Raw genomic sequence first — 18,350 nt, forward strand, 5'->3', positions numbered from 1 at the left:
GCCGAACCCCTGACGACCGTTTCAACGCGACGAAATGTACTTCTCCCGCCTGATCTGCTTCACCGGCAGGCCAAACTCCTGCAGCGCGGCGAATGCGGCGTCGACCATGTTCGGGTTGCCGCACAGGTAGGCGATGTCGCGGTCGGCGTGGGGGCCGAGTTCGGCCAGCACATGTTGCACGTGGCCGCTGCGATCGCTGCTGCGGGGCACGGCGCGGGCTTCGCGGCTGAGGCAGCCATGGAAGTGGAAGCCGGGGTGGGCTTGCGCGAAGGCTTCGAACTCTTCGCCGTAGAGCAGCTCGGTTTCGTTGCGGGCGCCGTACAGCAGCACCACTTCGCGGTCGCCGGCGGCCAGCAGTCTTTCGATCTGCGGCAGCATGGCGCGGTACGGGGTGACGCCGGTGCCGGTGGCCAGCAACAGGTAGCGCGGATGGGTGTCCGCTTCCTGCAGGCAGAAGCGGCCGTACGGGCCGCTGGCGTCGATCACGCCACCGTGCGGCAGCTCGCCCAGCAGTTTCGTCGCCGCGCCGCCTTCCACGTAGCTCACCGCGATCTCGATGCGCCCGACTTCCGTCAGTGCGCTCGGCGAGCTGCCGTCGCCGACGCTGCCCACCGAATAACTGCGCTTGGTTGCGATGCCGTCGTCGTAGTGGAAATGCACCTGCAGGAACTGGCCGGGCTGGAAGGCCAGCGGCTGGCCGTCGACGCGCTCGAACACCAGGTGGCGCACGGTGGGCGCCAGCATGACGCTGTCGACAAGACGGAGCTGGAAATGATCGGCCATGGGGTTTCCGGAAACAGTGTGTGCCGCCAGACAGGCTCGGGCGGTGCGGCTTGGCCCGCTATAATAAGGGCTAACCCCCTCGGTGCAGCCCATGTCCCCGGAAATCCGCCCCACGGCACCCGCACTTGTCGTCGACAATCTGCGCAAAACCTATCGCAATGGCGTCGAAGCGCTGAAAGGCATCAGCCTGACCGTGCAGCCTGGCGATTTCTTCGCCCTGCTCGGCCCCAATGGCGCCGGCAAGTCGACCCTGATCGGCATCCTGTCGTCGCTGGTGAACGCCACCGACGGTGACGCCCAGGTGTTCGGCGTGTCGGTGAACAATCAGCGCAGCGAGGCGATGAAGCTGATCGGGCTGGTGCCGCAGGAGATCAACTTCAACCAGTTCGAGAAGCCGTTCGACATCTGCGTCAACGAGGCGGGTTTCTACGGCATCCCGCGCAAGCTCGCTGCGGAGCGCGCGGAAAAGTACCTGAAGGAACTGCGCCTGTGGGACAAGGCCTTCCACCAGGCGCGCGAGATGTCCGGCGGCATGAAGCGGCGGCTGATGATTGCCCGCGCGATGATGAACGAGCCGAAGCTGCTGATCCTGGACGAGCCCACCGCCGGCGTCGATATCGAGATCCGCCGCTCGATGTGGCAGTTCGTCAGCGCGATCAACGCGGCCGGCACCACGGTGATCCTGACCACGCATTACCTGGAGGAAGCCGAGTCGCTGTGCCGCAACATCGCGATCATCGACCACGGCACCATCATCGAGAACACCAGCATGAAACGCCTGCTGGCCACGCTGGACGTGGAGACCTTCGTGCTCGACGTCAGCGAGGTGCCACCCGAGCTGCCGCGACTGGACGGCATCGGCTTCCGCCGCATCGACGAGCGCACGCTGGAGGCGGAAATGGCGCGCACGCAGAACCTCAACGCACTGTTCGGCGCGCTGACCGCCGGCGGCATCACGGTGAACTCGATGCGCACCAAGACCAACCGGCTGGAGGAGCTGTTCGTGCGGCTGGTCGAGCAAGGCCGTCCGCCGGCCCGGGAGAAAACGGCATGAACGCCTCGACCAACCTTGTCGCGCTGTACACCGTGGCGCGCCGCGAAATCGTGCGGATCGTGCGCATCTGGACGCAGACGCTGATCCCGCCCATCATCACGATGACGCTGTACTTCATCATCTTCGGCAAGCTGATCGGCAGCCGCATCGGCATCGTCGAGGGCGGCTTCAGCTACATGCAGTACATCGTGCCGGGGCTGGTGATGATGAGCGTCATCAACAACAGCTACATGAACATTTCCAGCTCGTTCTACGGCGCCAAGTTCCAGCGCTCGGTGGAGGAAATGCTGGTGTCGCCGATGGCCAACTGGGCGATCCTCTACGGCTACGTGATCGGCGCGGTGGCACGCGCCCTGGTGGTCGGCGCGCTGGTGCTGCTGGTGGCGCTGTTCTTCACCTCGCTGCACGTGGCGCATCCGCTGGTGGCGCTGGCTGCGGTCACCCTGGGCGCGGTCATCTTCGCGCTGGCCGGCTTCATCAATGCGGTATTCGCGAGCAAGTTCGATGACATCGCGCTGGTGCCGACCTTCGTGATCACCCCGCTGACCTACCTCGGCGGCGTGTTCTATTCGATCAACATGCTGGGCGAACCGTGGCGCGCCATCTCCCACGCCAACCCGATCCTGTACATGGTCAACGCATTCCGCTACGGCGTGCTCGGCATCAGCGACGTGTCGGTGGGCGGTGCGTTCGCGGTGATGCTGGTGTTCATCGCCGGACTGACCATCGCCGCGCTGCAGTTGCTCAAGCGCGGCGTGGGGCTGAGGTCGTAAGGCGAGAAGTGAGTGGGGAGGAGTGAGAAACGAGAGAACGGCACCTCCGCTCACTTCCACCTCTCGCTCCGCTTTCCCGAGTCTCCGTCCTGTACATTTGCGTGAGTCGCAGGATCGCCCTGGCTCTCTCTCATTTCTCACTCCTCCACCCTCACTCCTGCCCTATGCGCGTCAACAAGTACATCAGCGAAGCCGGCCTGTGTTCGCGCCGCGAGGCGGACGAGTTGCTGCTGGCCGGCCGGGTCAGCATCAACGGCGAAGTCGTCTCCACCGGCGCCAAGGCGCTGGAGGGCGACGAGGTACGCGTCGATGGCGAGATCGTCAAGGCGCGCGTGCTGGCCGCCACGCCGGGCGCGAAGAAGGCGATCTACATCGCGCTGAACAAGCCGGTGGGGGTCACCTGCACCACCGACCAGAGCGTGGACGGCAACATCGTGGACTTCATCGACCACCCGCAGCGGATCTTTCCGATCGGCCGGCTGGACAAGGATTCCGAGGGGCTGATCCTGCTGACCAGCAACGGCGACATCGTCAACGAAATCCTCCGTGCGGAGAACCACCACGAGAAGGAGTATCTGGTCGGCGTGAACAAGACGGTGACCGACGAATTCCTGGCCGGCATGAGCAAGGGCGTGCGCATCCACGGTCAGATGACCCAGCGTTGCCGCGTGCGCCGGATCGCCAAGTTCGGCTTCTCGATCGTGCTGACCCAGGGCCTCAACCGACAGATCCGGCTGATGGCCGCCGCCTTCGGCTACCGGGTGACCCAGCTGCGCCGCGTGCGCATCGACAACGTCAAGCTGGCCCACCTGAAACCCGGCCAGTGGCGCAACCTCACCGAAGCGGAGCTGAAGGGGCTGTTGCCGGGGCGCACGCAGTGGTGAATCGCCGCCGGATGCCACGCTTCAACAGCCGCCGTTCCCGCGAAAGCGGGATGCGCTTTGTCAACAGCGAAGCTGGTCATCCATCTTCCACCGTGCCGAAACGTCAAGATGGATTCCCGCCTTCGCGGGAATGACGGCAAAAAGGCGGTAGCCGCCCGTCGCCATGCCGCGCTATGCCGCCGGCAGCGTCTGCAGATCCCAGCGCGGGCGCACCTGGATGGTTTCGTCCTGGTGCTGGCCGCTGGCCAGGCGGATCGCGCCGGCCAGCGCGATCATCGCGCCGTTGTCGGTGCAGAAATCCAGCCGCGGGAAATACACCCGGAAACCGTCTTTCTCGCCGGCCCTGGCCAGCTCGCTGCGCAGATGCCGGTTCGCGCCCACGCCGCCAGCGATCACCAGCTGGCGCGCGCCGCTGGCTTCCAGCGCGCGGCGGCACTTGATGATCAGCGTGTCGACGATCGCTTCCTGGAAGGCGCGGGCGATGTCGGCGCGGGTCTGCTCGCTCTGGTCGGATTTCTGCCAGGCCAGCAGCACCTGGGTCTTCAGGCCGGAAAAGCTGAAATCCAGCCCGGGCCGGTCGGTCATCGGGCGGGAGAAGCGGTACGCGCCGGCGCTGCCCTGCTCGGCCAGTTTCGCCAGCGCCGGGCCGCCCGGATATGGCAGGCCCATCAGCTTGGCGGTCTTGTCGAATGCCTCGCCGGCCGCGTCATCCAGGGTGTCGCCCAGGATCGTGTACTGGCCGATTGCCTTCACCTCGACCAGCAGCGAATGGCCGCCGGACACCAGCAAGGCCACGAACGGCGGCTCCGGCGGGTTTTCCTCCAGCAGCGGCGCCAGCAGGTGGCCTTCCATGTGATGCACCCCGATCGCGGGCACGCCCAGCGCCCAGGCAAGCGCGCGGCCCAGCGACGCGCCGACCAGCAGGGCGCCGACCAGACCCGGCCCGGCGGTGTAGGCCACCCCGCCCAGGTCCTGCACGGTCAACCCGGCCTCGGCCAGCGCCTCGCGGATCAGCGGCACCAGCTTGCGCACGTGGTCGCGGCTGGCCAGCTCCGGCACCACGCCGCCGTAATCGGCGTGCAGCTTGATCTGGCTGTACAGCGTATGGGCCAGCAGCCCCTTCCCGGGCGCGTCCGGCTGCCAGCGCAACAGCGCCACGCCGGTCTCGTCGCAGGAGCTCTCGATGCCCAGAATCGGCTTCATCGGCCCGGCCTTTGAAAATTCTTCGTCATGCACGGTATAATTCCCGGCTCACCACATTCAGCTGTCCTGCAAGAGCAGGCAGATTACCACCCGGAGTTTCCATGCCCAACGTAAAAGTTCGCGAGAACGAGCCGTTCGAGATCGCACTGCGTCGTTTCAAGCGTACCTGCGAAAAGGCCGGCGTCCTGGCCGAAACGCGCAAGCGCGAGTTCTACGAGAAGCCGACCCAGGAACGCAAGCGCAAGCGCGCTGCCGCCGTGAAGCGTCACCTGCGCCGTCTGTCGCGCGACGTTTCGCGCAAGGTTCGCCTGTACTGAGTTTCCCGACCTGCCGCCCGGCAGGTCATGCGGCGCCCCGGCGCTGCGCATCCGGAAACACGGTCGGCGCCAGCTCTTCGACGAGAGCCGCTCGCAGCCGCCGCAGGCACAGCCGATACGACATGGCCGGTGTTGTCCCCAGGGGCAACGCCGGCTTTGTCGTTTCCGTAGAATGGTCCATTCATCCCATAAGGCCCCGCCCATGACGCTCAAGCAGCAGCTCACCGAAGACATGAAGAACGCCATGCGCGCCGGCGAAAAACACCAGCTGGGCGTGATCCGGCTGATGCTGGCCGCGATCAAGCAGCGTGAGGTCGATGAGCGGATCGAGCTGGACGACGTCCAGGTGCTGGCCACGCTCGAGAAGATGATGAAGCAGCGCAAGGACTCGGTCAGCCAGTTCGATGCGGCCGGTCGCGACGACCTGTCGGCGATCGAGCGCGCCGAGATGGTGGTGATCGAGACCTATCTGCCGGCCAAGCTGGACGAGGCCGAGATCGACGCGCTGATCACCGCCGCGATCGCCGAGACCGGCGCCAGCTCGCCGCGCGACATGGGCAAGGTGGTGGCCGCGGTGAAGGAGAAAGCCGCCGGCCGCGCCGACATGGGCGTGGTGTCGGGCCGCATCAAGACCCGTCTGGCGGGCTGATCTCCGTTCGCGGCGTACGCTGCCTCAACCCTGTCGCAGCAGCACCATCAGCGCCAGCAGGCCGAGCAGGATCGCCATGACGACCAGCGCCACGCGCTGTCGCCGTCGGCGCAGCCGCTGCCAGTTCGCCATGTCCAGGAAGTAACGCCCCTCGCCGGGGCAGCGCAGCACCGCGTGCTGCACCAGCGGATACCAGGCCATGCCCTGCTTCAGGCCCAGCTGTTCCGGGCGGCACGCGGTGGCGGGCGTGGTTGCCGCCGCCCGCTCGAACGCGCGGACGATCTTCCGCTGCATCACCATCATCACCGCGTTGATCACCACGATTCGTCACTCCCGGCTGGCCCGGCAGCTTGCCGCGGCCAGACGACGCGGGCAAGCGGCGTGATGCATCGGCTTCACGCCACTCACGTTACAAAGCCTGCCGAAGCGGTGGAATCCCACCGCACAACCGTTGCAGGAGATCGTCATGCTGAAGTGGGCCATCATTTTCGCCATCATCTCGCTGGTCACCGGCTGGCTCGGCTTCGGTGGCGTGTCGGGCGCCAGCGCGACCATCGCTAAGGTGCTGTTCGCCTGCTTCGTGATCCTGTTCCTGCTGGCCTTGCTGGCGGTGATCGGCGTCTTCCACATCCTCTAGGCGTGCTCCGCCGGCGCCTGCCATTGCATGCGTCGGTGGCCCGGCACGCGGCCCTGCGGATTGGCCAGCTTCGACGGGCGCTCGGCGGTCACCACGAACCCCAGCCGCTGATAGAGGCGCTGGGCATCGGGATTGGTCACCGCCACGTCCAGCACGACGGGGCCGAGCGCAGCCGCCGGCCGCTGCGCCAGCAGGTGGGCGACCAGGGCGGTGCCCGCACCCTTGCCGCGCAGGGCCGGGCTCACACCCAGATGTCCCAGGTAATACAGGTCGCCGGCCGGCGGCGGGATCACCGACTCGGTGCGCAGGCCACGCCCGATCACCCCGGGCGCATGGCGCCAGCCGTAATGGCGCACGATCTGCCGCGCCGCCGCCAGGGTGAACGGCCACTTGGTCTCGCCGCCGTAGCCCGCCCCGACCGCCACCACCACGCCGTCGCGCTCGCCCACCACGTGGTTGCGCCAGCCGAACTCGCCCGCGCCGTCGACGAAGGCCCGCCGCAGGAAGGCCTGCGCATCACCCACGTCCGGCACCGCGAAAACATAGTCGAAGGCCGCCGGCCCCGAGCTGTGGATCAGCGGCACGGCCGCCTCCACGTCGGAGGCGGCCGCCGGGCGGAACAGCCATCCAGCCATCGTCGTCACATTCCCGTTGAGACCCCGGCCGAGATTAGCGCAGTCCGCGGACGCGGCGGGGGCGCCGACCGACTAAACTAGGCCGCTTATGCGTGGCCTGATCCCCGACAGCTTCATCGATGAACTGCTTGCCCGCGTCGACATCGTCGACGTGATCGAGCGGCGGGTGCCGTTGAAGAAGGCCGGACGCGAGTGGACGGCATGCTGTCCGTTCCACAACGAGCGCTCGCCGTCGTTCTACGTCAGCCCGGCCAAGCAGTTCTTCCACTGCTTCGGTTGCGGCGTGCACGGCAGCGCGATCAAGTTCCTGATGGACTACGACCGGCTGGAGTTTCCCGACGCCGTCGAGGAACTGGCGCAGACGGTGGGCCTGACCGTACCCCGCGAAGGCGGCCGCGAAGCGGCGCCGCGCGAGGACAAGACCGATCTCTACGCGCTGCTGGATGCCGCCGCCGGCTGGTACGAAGGCGAGCTGCCGCGCAGTAGCGATGCCCAGGCCTATTGCAAAAAGCGTGGACTGGACGCCGAGACGATCGGGCGTTTCCGTCTCGGCTGGGCACCGGCCGGCTACGACGGCGTGATCAAGGCGCTGGGCAACACGCCGCGCCGGATGGAGCTGCTGAACGAGGCCGGCATGGTCGCCTCCAGCGAGCGCGGCAGCAAGTACGATCGCTTCCGCGAGCGGCTGATGTTCCCGATCCTCGACCGCCGCGGACGCGTGATCGCGTTCGGCGGCCGCGTCCTGAGCTCCGAACAATCCCCGAAGTACCTCAACTCTCCCGAGACCCCGCTGTTCCACAAGGGCCGCGAGCTGTTCGCGCTGTGGCAGGTGAAGCAGGCGAACGCGAACCTGCTGCGGATCGTGGTGGTCGAGGGTTACATGGACGTGATCGCGCTGCACCAGGCCGGCTTGCCGATCGCGGTGGCCACGCTGGGCACGGCGACCACGCCGGAACACACCGAGGTGCTGTTCCGTGCCGCGCCGGACGTGGTGTTCTGCTTCGATGGCGACCGCGCCGGCCGCGCCGCCGCGTGGAAGGCGCTGGAATCGGCGCTGCCGCGCCTGCGCGACGGTCGCCAGGCGTACTTCCTGTTCCTGCCCGACGGCGAGGACCCGGACTCGCTGGTGCGCAAGGAGGGCAAGGACGGCTTCGAGAAGCGCATCCGGGAAGCGATGCCGCTGTCGGACTATTTCTTCAACGAACTGTCGCACGACGTCGACATGGCCAGCCTCGACGGCCGCGCCCGGCTGGCCGAGCGCGCTCGTCCGCTGATCGGCAAACTGCCCGATGGCGCGTTCCGCGACCTGATGGCGCAGGAGCTGGAAAAACGCAGCGGCGCGCGGGCGATGCTGCAGGCCGACCCAGCCGCGCACCGCGCGGTGCAACGCCCCACCGCGGTGCAGCGCAGCCTGGTGCGCAGCGCGATCTCGCTGTTGCTGGCCCAGCCTGGCCTGGCCGACCAAGTGGAAAAGCCCTATCGCTTCCTGCGCCTGGACAAGCCCGGCGTGGAGCTGCTGGCCGAGTTGCTCGACCTGGCGCGCGCACGGCCCGGCATCAATCCGGCGATGCTGGTGGAACATTTCGCCGAGCGCCCCGAATACCCGTCGCTGCAAAAACTGATGGCGACCACGGTCGTCGGCGAACCCGAGGCGCAGGCGGCGGAATTCTTCGATGCGCTGCAGCGCATGGAAGACCAGGCGGTCACCCAGCGCCGCGATGCGCTGACCGCGAAGAGCCGCGAAGGCACCCTGGACAGCGCCGAGAAGGCCGAACTGCGCGAACTGCTGGCCGCCCGCGTGCGCCCGCCGGTGGCCTCGGCGTGACTGCGGTGAACTGCCGCAGGTCCGGGCCCTGCGCCCGCGCCATCCTGGCTGTCGCTGCGGGCGACAATGCGAGTGTGGGATCATCTCGGGCTTCGTCCCGGCGTGTTCCGCGGAACGCACGGGATTACTGATGGATCTGTTGCAACAGCTCGTCACGATTTTTGCCGAGAACGGCTACCTCGCCGTCTTCCTCGCGCTGATGATCTGTGGCGCCGGCCTGCCCCTGCCCGAAGACATCACCCTGGTCGCCGGCGGCGTGATCGCCGGGCTGGGCTATGCGAACGTCCACGTAATGGTCGCCCTGGCGATGTTCGGCGTGCTGCTGGGCGACTGCGCGATCTTCCTGCTGGGCCACCATTACGGCGCGCGCATCCTGAAGTGGCGTTTCGTGGCGCGCATCCTCACGCCCTCGCGCTACTGCAAGGTGCAGGACAAGTTCCAGCGCTACGGCAACCGCGTGCTGTTCTTCGCCCGCTTCCTGCCCGGCATGCGCACCACCATCTACCTCACCGCCGGCATGACCCACCGCGTGTCGTTCCTGCGCTTCCTGCTGATCGACACCGTGGCCGCGCTGATCAGCGTGCCGTTCTGGGTTTACCTGGGCTTCCTGGGCGCCGACAACCATGCATGGCTGGTGAAGTGGATCCATCGCGGCCAGAGCAGCCTGTGGGCCCTGGTCGGCATTCTCGCGGTGATCGGACTGGTGCTGTGGTGGCGCAGGAAGCACCGCGACCAGTGCGGGCTGGACTGAATTCCCGACATGTCGTCGCGTCGCCTGCTGCCGGACCCTTTCACCCTCGCCCTGCTCGCCACCGTCGTACTGGCCTCGCTGCTGCCTTGCCGGGGCGAGCTGGCGCAAACCTTCGACGTGATCACCGACGCAGCCATCGCGCTGCTGTTCTTCCTGCACGGCGCCAAGCTGCCGCGCTCGGCCATCATGCAGGGGCTGGCCCACTGGCGCCTGCACCTTACCGTTTTCGCCGGCACCTTCGTGCTGTTCCCGCTGCTGGGCCTGGCCCTGCGGCCGCTGGGCCATGCACTGCTCACGCCGGACCTCTACCTCGGCCTCCTGTTCGTCTGCGCGCTGCCCTCGACCGTGCAGTCGTCGATCGCGTTCACCTCGATCGCCGGCGGCAATGTCCCGGCCGCCGTGGTCAGCGCCTCGATGTCGAACCTGATCGGCATCGCGCTGACCCCGCTGCTGGTCGGCCTGCTGCTGGCCACCCGTGGCGGCGGCGCCTCGTGGCACGGCGTGCTGGACATCGTGTTGCAGTTGCTGCTGCCGTTCGCGCTTGGCCATGGCGCGCGGCGCTGGATCGGTGGCTGGATCGATCGACACAAGCCCGTGCTTGGCTACACCGACCGCGGCACGATCCTGCTGGTGGTCTACACCGCCTTCAGCGCCGCGGTGGTCGCAGGCCTGTGGCGCGACACGCCGCTCTCGGCGCTGCTGTCCACCCTGGCGATGTGCGGCCTGTTGCTGGCGCTGATGATGCCCGTCCTGACCTGGGCCGCACGACGGCTGGGCTTTTCCCGTGAGGACGAGATCACGATCGTCTTCTGTGGTTCCAAGAAGAGCATGGCCAGCGGCATCCCGATGGCCAAGATCCTGTTCGCCGGCCAGCTCGGCGGCCTCGGCGCGCTGGTACTGCCGCTGATGATCTTCCATCAGTTGCAGCTGATGGTATGCGCGGTGGTGGCGCGTCGCTATGCGGCGCGCGGGGTGCGCCGCGTTGGCGAGGATGATCGCGAGGCGGATTGATTCGGGGATGTCGCCGAGCGGTCGTTCGCAAGCGATGCTTTTGCCGGATTCGGACGTCATCCTGCCGAGGACGCGTCACTTTTCTCCTTACCGATGCGACTCAAAAGCTCAGTGTAGAGCGGTCGATCGCCTTCGGCGACCGAGTCACTTTTCTCTTGCGTGGCCAAGAGAAAAGTAACCAAAAGAGAAGGCCACCCCGCTTGGCGCCGCACAAGGAACCCCGGGTAGAGCAGCGGGCCATCGTGGCCCGCACTCGGTGATGAAGCTGAAGTGCAAAGGCAAAAACCAGAGCAAAAGCTCCGGGTTGCCGCCGCTCTGCTCTTGCTCCGGCTCTTCTGAAGAGTGCGGGCCACGATGGCCCGCTGCTCTACCGGGGCCCCTCTGCAGCGGCGGGCGGGTGGAGGATCAGCCCGCAGGGTGACCGGCAGGGATGCCGGTCAGTTTGGCGTCAGGGCAGGATGCCCTGTCGACAAACCCCGTAACCCGCACGCGAACCTCGCAGGCAGGATGCCTGCGAGGCGCGGAAGCGGGGTGGCCTCTCTTTGGGCCACGTTTCTCTGGCCACACAGAGAAAGGTGGCTCGGCTGCCATAGGCAGACGAAAGCTTTTCGCTTTGAATGCTACGGGCAAAGCAAGAGCATCGCGCACAGGATGAACTCCGACAAAAAGGTCAGAGCGCCGAGCGGGTCATAGCCAGCGGCCATACCGTCGGATGTAGATCAGTTTCATCAGCTGGGTCAGCACGCAGTAGCTGATCAGGGTCAGCGCCAGCCAGGCGAAATACATCGGTGGCAGCGGCACCATGCCGATCTTCGCGCCCAGCGCGCTGAACGGGATCAGCATGCCGATCACGATGACCGCGATGGTCAGGCCCAGCACCGGCGCGGCGGCGATGCTTTGCACGAACGGGATGCGCCGGGTGCGGATCATGTGCACGATCAGGGTTTGCGACAGCAGGCCCTCGATGAACCAGCCGGACTGGAACAGCGACTGGTGGGCCGTCGTGCTGGCGCCGAAGTAGTGCCACATCAGCCAGAACGTGGTGATGTCGAAAATCGAGCTGACCGGGCCGATCCACACCATGAAACGGCCGATGTCGCCGGCATCCCACTTGCGCGGCCGGCTCAGGTATTCCTCGTCCATGCGGTCGAACGGGATCGACAGCTGCGAAATGTCGTACAGCAGGTTCTGCACCAGGATCTGCAGCGGCAGCATCGGCAGGAACGGCAGGAAGGCGCTGGCCACCAGCACGCTGAACACGTTGCCGAAGTTCGAGCTGGCGGTCATCTTGATGTACTTCATGATGTTGCCGAAGGTGACGCGGCCTTCCAGCACGCCCTCCTCCAGCACCATCAGGTTCTTTTCCAGCAGGATGATGTCGGCGGACTCTTTGGCGATGTCGGTGGCGGTATCCACCGAGATGCCGACGTCGGCGTCGTGCAGCGCCGGTGCGTCGTTGATGCCGTCGCCAAGGAAGCCCACGGTGTGGCCGAGCCGCTGCAGCGAGCGCACCACGCGGGCCTTCTGCAACGGCGACATCTTGGCGAACACGGTGACGCGCGCCACCAGGGTGTCCAGCGCGGCGTCATCCAGCACCTCGATCTCGCGGCCCTCGACCGAATGGGTGACGTCGAGCCCGACCTCGCGGCAGATCTTGCGTGTCACCGCCTCGTTGTCGCCGGTGATCACCTTGACCTCGACACCGTGCTGGTGGAGTGCGCGGATCGCGGTGGCGGCCGAATCCTTCGGCGGGTCGAGGAAGGCCAGGCAGCCGACCGCGACCAGGCCGCTTTCGTCGGCCACGCCGTAGGGTCGCGCGTGCGCGGATTCGCGCCGCACCGCGACCACCAGCACGCGCAGGCCATCCTCGTTGAGGCGGTGGGTCATCGCCTTGATTTCGCGGCGGCGCTCGTCGGTCAGCGGCTCGGTGACATCGCCGGTTTTCGCGAACGCGCAGATCGACAGCATTTCCTCGACCGCGCCCTTGCAGATCAGCACGTGCTCGCCGTCGCCGTCGGCGACCACCACCGACATGCGTCGGCGCTGGAAATCGAACGGGATTTCGTCGATCACCCGATAGCGCCGGGCCGCCGACTCCAGGTCGCGATGTTCCAGCACCGCCTTGTCCATCAGGTTCTTCAGGCCGGTCTGGAAGCGGCTGTTGAGGTAGCCGTATTCCAGCGCCTCGTCCGACTCCTCGCCGTCGAGGTCGAGATGGCGTTCCAGCACGATCCGGTCCAGCGTCAGTGTGCCGGTCTTGTCGGTGCACAGCACGTCCATCGCGCCGAAGTTCTGGATCGCGTTGAGCCGCTTCACCACCACCTTGCGCCGCGACATCGCCAGCGCACCCTTGGACAGGTTCGCCGTGACGATCAGCGGCAGCATCTCCGGAGTCAGGCCCACCGCGACGGAGAGGCCGAACAGGAAGGCCTGCAGGAAGCTGCCCTTGTCGATCCAGTTGATCGCGATCACCACCGGCACCATCACCAGCATGAAGCGGATCAGCAGCCAGCTGACCGAGTTCACCCCGCGATCGAAGCTGGTCTGCACGCGCTGGCCCGACATGCTGTGCGCCAGCGAACCCAGGTAGGTCTGCATGCCGGTGGCCACCACCACGGCGGTGGCGGTGCCGCTGACCACGTTGGTTCCCATGTAGCAGACGCTGGCCAGGTCCAGCGGATTGCCGCCTTCGTCGGAATCGACGCGGGCAGGCGTGGGAGCGGACTTCTCCACCGGCAGCGATTCGCCGGTGAGGATCGCCTGGCTGATGAACAGGTCTTTCGCACCGAGCAGGCGCAGGTCCGCGGGCACCATGTCGCCCGCACCCAGGTGGACGATGTCGCCGGCCACCAGCTCGACCACCGGCACCTCGATCTGCTCGCTGTGGCCGTCGGAAGCGCGCCGCGTCACCGTGGCGGTGTTGCGCACCATCGCCTTCAGGCTTTCGGCGGCGCGGGTCGAACGGTATTCCTGGGTGAAGCTCAGCAGCACGCTGATGCCGACCATCACCGCAATGATCAGCGGCCCGGTGAGGTCGCCGCCGTCGGTGAACAGCTGCACGCCGGCCAGCACCAGCAGCACCACGATGAACGGGTTCCTGAAAGCGCGCAGCAGCTGCAGCGTCCAGTGCGGCGGCTTTTCGTGCGAGACCTCGTTCGCTCCGTCGCGGTGCAGGCGCGCCTCGATCCGGCTCGCGTCGAGCCCGCCGGTCGAGGTTTCCAGCTCGGCCAGCAAGGCGCCGCTTTCGCGAAACGCGTGCGCGGCCACGACGGCGGCCTTGCCGCCCGGGCGATGGGCAGGCGTGGGAAGGATCTTGCTCATGCTTCGTTTCCGTGGTGCGGAATGCCGATGCGGCGAAGCGCCAGCCGCGTCGGGCCAGCGTCACGTCAACCGGAGTTGCAGGGACTCGGGAGCTCTTGCGGCGGGCGGCGCACGGCGCCCGTTGGCGCCGGCTACGCCGGCCCTGGCGATGGCGGAGGCCACCCCGGATGGCGAATTCCGGCCTTCATCCGCGCGCGGCACCGCGGCGGTGATGACGCGAGGATTTCAGGAAGGACGCCGGTTCGCGACGAGCGCTGCCGCGGCTGTCCGGCGTTGCACAAGCCGTGTCCTCGGCGACCTGCGCTGCCAGGGGCGCGGGCACGGTCACGCTGAACTCGGGCATGGCGGCACCGCCGCGAACGGCTGACGCACGCCGGCCTGCAAGGTGCAGGCGGAAAAAATCGTGAAGGAGCTTCATCAGCCCATCTCCTCATGACGACGCCGGGGGCGTCCTCAGGAGTGGGCCGGACTTTCCCTAGCGGAAAGCACCAGCCGACCGCAGGCGGTCGCCGCAGGCGTTCAACTTGTTGTTATGCGGCGCCGGCACCCGAAGCGAGCGGATGTCGACGTTGCGACTAGGGTAAACGTCCATATGCCTTGGTTAGTCAGGACAGGAAGCCGGCCGGCGCGAGCGCGCCGGAGGGCGCGCGCATTTTGGTGCGGCGCCGCGCGGGTGTCAATCGGAAAAATCGGTGCTTTCGCGCGAACCGGTGCGAGCCGTTCAGCTCACCTGGAGCACGGTCACCGCCTGCCGCACGATCGGCGCCACCAGCCAGTGGTCGGCCAGCAGGAACGCGAACAGCGCCATCAGGTAGATGATCGAGTAGTTGAACACCTTCATCGAGTACAGCTCGTCGGGCGGGTTCAACAGGCGCACCGCGTAATACAGGAAGGCGCCGCCCAGCACCGCGGCGCCGCCGAGGTAGACCAGCCCGCTCATCCCCGTCAACGCGGGCAACAGGGTCACCAGCACCAGCAGCACGGTGTAGAACAGGATGTGCCAGCGGGTGAACACCACGCCGTGGGTCACCGGCAGCATCGGTACTTGGGCGCGCGAATAATCGTCGCGACGGAAGATCGCCAGCGCCCAGAAATGCGGCGGGGTCCACACGAAGATGATCAGGCACAGCTGCAGCGCGTACGGGTGCAGCGCGCCGGTGACCGCGGTCCAGCCCAGCACCGGCGGAATCGCGCCGGCCAGGCCGCCGATCACGATGTTCTGCGGCGAGGCCCGCTTCAGGAAGGCGGTGTAGATCACCGCATAGCCGATCAGTCCGGCGAAGGTCAGCACCGCGGTCAGCGTGTTGACCAGCAGCACCAGCACCACCATCGAGGCGATGCCCAGCAACAGCGCGAAGGCGAACACCTGGCGCACGTTGAGATGGCCGGTGGCCAGCGGACGGTGCGCGGTGCGCACCATCAGCTTGTCGATGCGCTGGTCGATCAGCTGGTTGAACGCGGCGGCCGACGAGGACGCCAGCCAGATGCCCAGCGTGCCGAACACCAGCGCCCGCCACGGCGGCATGCCCGGCACGGCGAGGAACATGCCGATCACCGCGCAGAACACCAGCAGGGCGACGATGCGCGGCTTGGTCAGTTGCAGATATTCGCGAAAAACGCTCATCTTCAGTGTCGCCCCAACGACAGGAACATCGATTCGTCATGCCGCCGCTGCGTACGCGCCAGCGTGGCCAGCAGGGTGAACAGCAGCAGGGCTGCGCCACCATTGTGTGCGGTCGCCACCGGCAGCGGCAGGCCCAGGTAGACGTTGCTGATGCCCAGCATGACCTGGACCGCCAGCGCCAGCGCGATCGCCAGGCCGGCCAGGCGCAGGCCGCGCCGCGCCGCGCCAACCGCCAGCACGCCGAGGTAGCAGAACACCACCAGCGCGCCGATCCGGTGGGCGATCTGGATCGCGCTGCGCGCGGCCATGTCCAGCACGCCGCCCTCGTAGTTCACGCCGATGCCACGCCACAGCACGAAGCCTTCGTGGAAATCGGTCGGCGGCGCCCACTGGCCGAGGCATTGCGGGAACGAGCCGGGACCGTAGCCGCAGGCCAGCGCGGCGTAGTTCGCCGAGGTCCAGCCGCCCAGCGCGATCTGGCAGAACAGCAGCACCACGCCGAGCGCCACCCAGCGGCGCAGGCCGGCATGCCGGTCGTCCGCCGCGGCCACGCCGGCAAAGCGCAACGCGGCCCAGGCCAGCAAGGCGAACGTGGCCATGCCGCCGAGCAGGTGGCCCATCACCACCACCGGCTTCAGCAGCAAGGTCACCGTCCACATGCCGAGCATGGCCTGGAAGATGATCACCGCCAGGGCCAGCACGCAGATCCTCCATGCGCCCGGACGCGGCAGCCGGGCCGCGGCGATCAGCGGCAGCGCGATCGCGCAGGCGGCCAGCAGCGATGACCACAGGTGTTCGCCGCGCATGTACAGGCCCACCCCGAGCGCCGCGAACAGCGCGCCGGCGATGACCGCCAGCAGCGCCGCGCGACGGCGCCAACTCGCCAACAGGGCCAGCAACAGCACCATCACGCCCAGGGTGCCGGCGAGGAAGCGGTGCACCTGCTCGCGCCAGGCCTTGTGCGCCTCGTACGGACGATCGGGGAAGCTGGCGTCGGCGTGGGCCACCGCCTGCGCGTGCTGCGGCCAGGTCACCTGGCCGTAGCAGGTCGGCCAGTCCGGGCAGGACAGGCCGGCGTTGGACAGCCGCACGAACGCGCCGAACATCACCAGCCCGAACGCGAACACGGTGGCGAACAGGGCCAGCCAGCGCAATGCCTTCACCGTACGCTGGGACATCACTTGATCACCTTGAGCATGTCGCGCAGCAGGCCGGGCTCATCGAAACCTGCCGGATACAACGACAGCGCGGTGCCGTTGGACTCGACCAGCACCGCACTGATGCTGTCCGGCGTGGACGGTACATACGCGGCCAGCTTGCCTTCGACATCGCTGCCGAAGGTCCAGTACGCCTGCATCGCGGTGCGCTGGTTCGCATCCGCCGGTGGCGCGCCGATGTAGAGCAGGCGCAGGCGCGACTGATTGCGGTTGAGCATGACCCGCGCCTTGGCGATTCCGGTCAGCGTCTCGAAGCATTGCGCCGCACAGTCCGGGCCGGCCAGCGCAACCAGGGTGAAGCGCGGCGAGCTGTCGCGCCACGCATAGGTCTTGCCGTCAGCGAGTTGCACGCGCAACTGCTCGGCCACGAAATTGCGCTGCGGCAGGATCGCCTCGCCGTTGCCCTTGGTGCCGGGCATCCAGCCCGCCCAGCCGAGCAGGGCGGCGGCGATCATCGGTGCGGCGAAAACCAGCGCGACCAGCACCAGGAAGATTCGGCTTTTGCGCACGGCGGCGGGATCGGCAGCTTTCATCGGACGTCATCAACCCTGCTGGAATCGGATTTGCGCGGTTTGCGCTTGCGATGCACGACCAGCAGGATCACCACCGCGGCAAGCGCAAAGGTGAACCACTGGAAGGCATAGGCCCGATGCCGCGCCGGCGGCATCGAGGAGAAATCGAGCGTGTGCACGCGCACGTAGATCGACGCGGGGTCGGCATCCAGCGCCAGCAGGTGCGGATACAGCGGCTGGCCAAGATCGCGCGCGACTTCGCTGGTGTCGAGGAAGATCGTGCTCTTCGGCCAGCCGGCCTGCTGCGCAAGCGCATTGCCGCCCATCTCGAAACCGGTCGGCGGCGGCGGCACGTACAGGCCCTGCAAGGTCACCTCGCCGGCCGGAAGCGGCGGCAACTGGGGCGTCTTGCCATTGCCGTTGCCGGGCAGGAAGCCCAGGTCGACCAGCAGCAGGTGCGAGTCGCCGTGCAGCGCCAGCGGGACGAAGACCTCCACCCCGCCAAGCCCGTCGTGCTTGGGGTTGTCCAGCAGGTAGATGCGGTCGGCCAGGTAACGGCCGCGGACCCGCACCCGGGCGAAGCGCTCCGCCGCCGGTGTCGACGATCCCGACGCCGGCGGGAAGTCCTGCACGGGCGCCGTGGCCGCCGCGGCATACCGTCGCAGAAGGGCTTCCTTGAAGTCGGCACGATGCAGCTGCCAGAAGCCCAGACGCACGAACAGCAAGGCTCCGGCCACGGTCAGCAGCAGCGCCCACCACGACGGACGGCGAAAACCGCTCACGCCGGGCGCCTGCCAGCGACCGCTATACTGGCCATGTCGAACTGGATCGGATCAATCACGTGGAAACCGTCTATAAATTTGCGCTGGTCGTGGTGCTGCTGGTGGTGATCTTCAGCCTCGGCCAGGCGCTGTTCTTCATGATGAAGGATCAGGATGACGACCGGCGCACGGTGTGGGCCCTGACCCGCCGCATCGGCCTGTCCCTGCTCCTGATCGCGATGGTGATCATCGGCTGGAAGATGGGCTGGATCCATCCCCACGACGTCGGCCAGTAATTGTAGCGGTTGTGCCGCCGCCCCGCCCGCCGGGGCCGATCCAGCGGCAACAAAAAACCCGCCGATGGCGGGTTTTTTGTTGCCGGTCGCTCCGCGA

The 18,350-nt window shown here is 67.2% G+C and carries 19 protein-coding genes; 10 read left to right on the forward strand and 9 right to left on the reverse strand.

Annotation, left to right across the window (positions count from 1 at the left end):
- Positions 1-21 precede the first annotated feature (21 nt).
- Positions 22-783, reverse strand: a complete 762-nt coding sequence (locus I6J77_RS16290; RefSeq protein ID WP_204109844.1) for a ferredoxin--NADP reductase — start codon at positions 781-783, stop codon at positions 22-24.
- A gap of 91 nt (positions 784-874) precedes the next feature.
- On the opposite strand from I6J77_RS16290, the gene I6J77_RS16295 reads away from it, so the two are divergent.
- The 3 genes from I6J77_RS16295 (at position 875) to I6J77_RS16305 (ending at position 3,494) form a co-directional block, all read left to right on the forward strand.
- The gene (locus I6J77_RS16295; RefSeq protein ID WP_204109845.1) at positions 875-1,837 is read left to right on the forward strand and encodes an ABC transporter ATP-binding protein; all 963 of its coding nucleotides are present in this window, start codon (positions 875-877) and stop codon (positions 1,835-1,837) included.
- The gene (locus tag I6J77_RS16300) at positions 1,834-2,610 is read left to right on the forward strand and encodes an ABC transporter permease (protein WP_007806705.1); all 777 of its coding nucleotides are present in this window, start codon (positions 1,834-1,836) and stop codon (positions 2,608-2,610) included. Before I6J77_RS16295 ends, I6J77_RS16300 begins: the two co-directional genes overlap by 4 nt.
- A gap of 164 nt (positions 2,611-2,774) precedes the next feature.
- The gene (locus tag I6J77_RS16305) at positions 2,775-3,494 is read left to right on the forward strand and encodes a pseudouridine synthase (RefSeq protein WP_204109846.1); all 720 of its coding nucleotides are present in this window, start codon (positions 2,775-2,777) and stop codon (positions 3,492-3,494) included.
- Positions 3,495-3,665: 171 nt separating this feature from the next.
- Here I6J77_RS16305 and tsaD read toward each other — a convergent pair whose 3' ends face one another.
- Positions 3,666-4,697 (reverse strand): tRNA (adenosine(37)-N6)-threonylcarbamoyltransferase complex transferase subunit TsaD, encoded by a 1,032-nt coding sequence (tsaD, locus tag I6J77_RS16310; protein ID WP_204109847.1) that lies wholly within the window; start codon positions 4,695-4,697, stop codon positions 3,666-3,668.
- 101 nt (positions 4,698-4,798) lie between these two features.
- On the opposite strand from tsaD, the gene rpsU reads away from it, so the two are divergent.
- Together rpsU and I6J77_RS16320 are read left to right on the forward strand one after the other, a co-directional pair.
- Entirely contained in the window at positions 4,799-5,014 is a 216-nt protein-coding gene (gene rpsU / locus I6J77_RS16315; RefSeq protein ID WP_007081639.1) for a 30S ribosomal protein S21, read from the forward strand.
- Positions 5,015-5,216: 202 nt separating this feature from the next.
- Positions 5,217-5,663 carry a GatB/YqeY domain-containing protein gene (locus I6J77_RS16320; RefSeq protein ID WP_056717981.1) on the forward strand — a complete coding sequence of 149 codons (447 nt, stop codon included), beginning with the start codon at positions 5,217-5,219 and terminating at the stop codon, positions 5,661-5,663.
- 24 nt (positions 5,664-5,687) lie between these two features.
- On the opposite strand, the gene I6J77_RS16325 is transcribed toward I6J77_RS16320, so the two are convergent.
- Positions 5,688-5,984 carry a hypothetical protein gene (locus I6J77_RS16325; RefSeq protein WP_204109848.1) on the reverse strand — a complete coding sequence of 99 codons (297 nt, stop codon included), beginning with the start codon at positions 5,982-5,984 and terminating at the stop codon, positions 5,688-5,690.
- Between the two features lie 145 nt (positions 5,985-6,129).
- On the opposite strand from I6J77_RS16325, the gene I6J77_RS16330 reads away from it, so the two are divergent.
- A complete protein-coding gene (locus I6J77_RS16330) occupies positions 6,130-6,300 on the forward strand; it encodes a DUF1328 domain-containing protein (RefSeq protein ID WP_040673033.1) in 171 nt (56 codons plus the stop codon).
- On the opposite strand, the gene I6J77_RS16335 is transcribed toward I6J77_RS16330, so the two are convergent.
- A complete protein-coding gene (locus I6J77_RS16335) occupies positions 6,297-6,935 on the reverse strand; it encodes an N-acetyltransferase (protein WP_204109849.1) in 639 nt (212 codons plus the stop codon). The genes I6J77_RS16330 and I6J77_RS16335 overlap by 4 nt on opposite strands.
- 88 nt (positions 6,936-7,023) lie before the next feature.
- Here I6J77_RS16335 and dnaG point away from each other — a divergent pair, with 88 nt between their 5' ends.
- From dnaG to I6J77_RS16350, 3 genes are all read left to right on the forward strand, one after another.
- A complete protein-coding gene (gene dnaG, locus I6J77_RS16340; RefSeq protein ID WP_204109850.1) occupies positions 7,024-8,760 on the forward strand; it encodes a DNA primase in 1,737 nt (578 codons plus the stop codon).
- A gap of 130 nt (positions 8,761-8,890) precedes the next feature.
- Positions 8,891-9,511 (forward strand): DedA family protein, encoded by a 621-nt coding sequence (locus I6J77_RS16345; RefSeq protein ID WP_204109851.1) that lies wholly within the window; start codon positions 8,891-8,893, stop codon positions 9,509-9,511.
- A gap of 9 nt (positions 9,512-9,520) precedes the next feature.
- The gene (locus tag I6J77_RS16350; protein WP_204109852.1) at positions 9,521-10,522 is read left to right on the forward strand and encodes a bile acid:sodium symporter family protein; all 1,002 of its coding nucleotides are present in this window, start codon (positions 9,521-9,523) and stop codon (positions 10,520-10,522) included.
- A gap of 687 nt (positions 10,523-11,209) precedes the next feature.
- Here I6J77_RS16350 and mgtA read toward each other — a convergent pair.
- From mgtA to I6J77_RS16375, 5 genes are all read right to left on the reverse strand, one after another.
- Positions 11,210-13,843: a magnesium-translocating P-type ATPase gene (gene mgtA / locus I6J77_RS16355; RefSeq protein WP_204109853.1), complete on the reverse strand. Its 2,634-nt coding sequence runs from the start codon at positions 13,841-13,843 to the stop codon at positions 11,210-11,212.
- Between the two features lie 721 nt (positions 13,844-14,564).
- Positions 14,565-15,467, reverse strand: a complete 903-nt coding sequence (gene cyoE / locus I6J77_RS16360; protein ID WP_204109854.1) for a heme o synthase — start codon at positions 15,465-15,467, stop codon at positions 14,565-14,567.
- A 2-nt stretch (positions 15,468-15,469) separates the two neighbouring features.
- A complete protein-coding gene (locus I6J77_RS16365; protein ID WP_204109855.1) occupies positions 15,470-16,645 on the reverse strand; it encodes a heme A synthase in 1,176 nt (391 codons plus the stop codon).
- Positions 16,645-17,217, reverse strand: a complete 573-nt coding sequence (locus I6J77_RS16370; RefSeq protein ID WP_204109856.1) for a hypothetical protein — start codon at positions 17,215-17,217, stop codon at positions 16,645-16,647. The genes I6J77_RS16365 and I6J77_RS16370 overlap by 1 nt, the downstream gene beginning before the upstream one ends.
- Entirely contained in the window at positions 17,214-17,978 is a 765-nt protein-coding gene (locus I6J77_RS16375; protein WP_204109857.1) for an SURF1 family protein, read from the reverse strand. Before I6J77_RS16375 ends, I6J77_RS16370 begins: the two co-directional genes overlap by 4 nt.
- Positions 17,979-18,037: 59 nt before the next feature.
- Here I6J77_RS16375 and I6J77_RS16380 point away from each other — a divergent pair, with 59 nt between their 5' ends.
- Positions 18,038-18,253 (forward strand): twin transmembrane helix small protein, encoded by a 216-nt coding sequence (locus I6J77_RS16380; protein WP_007806734.1) that lies wholly within the window; start codon positions 18,038-18,040, stop codon positions 18,251-18,253.
- Positions 18,254-18,350 lie beyond the last annotated feature (97 nt).

Origin of the sequence: Rhodanobacter sp. FDAARGOS 1247 (genome assembly GCF_016889805.1) — a bacterium.
Taxonomy (GTDB): Bacteria; Pseudomonadota; Gammaproteobacteria; order Xanthomonadales; family Rhodanobacteraceae; genus Rhodanobacter.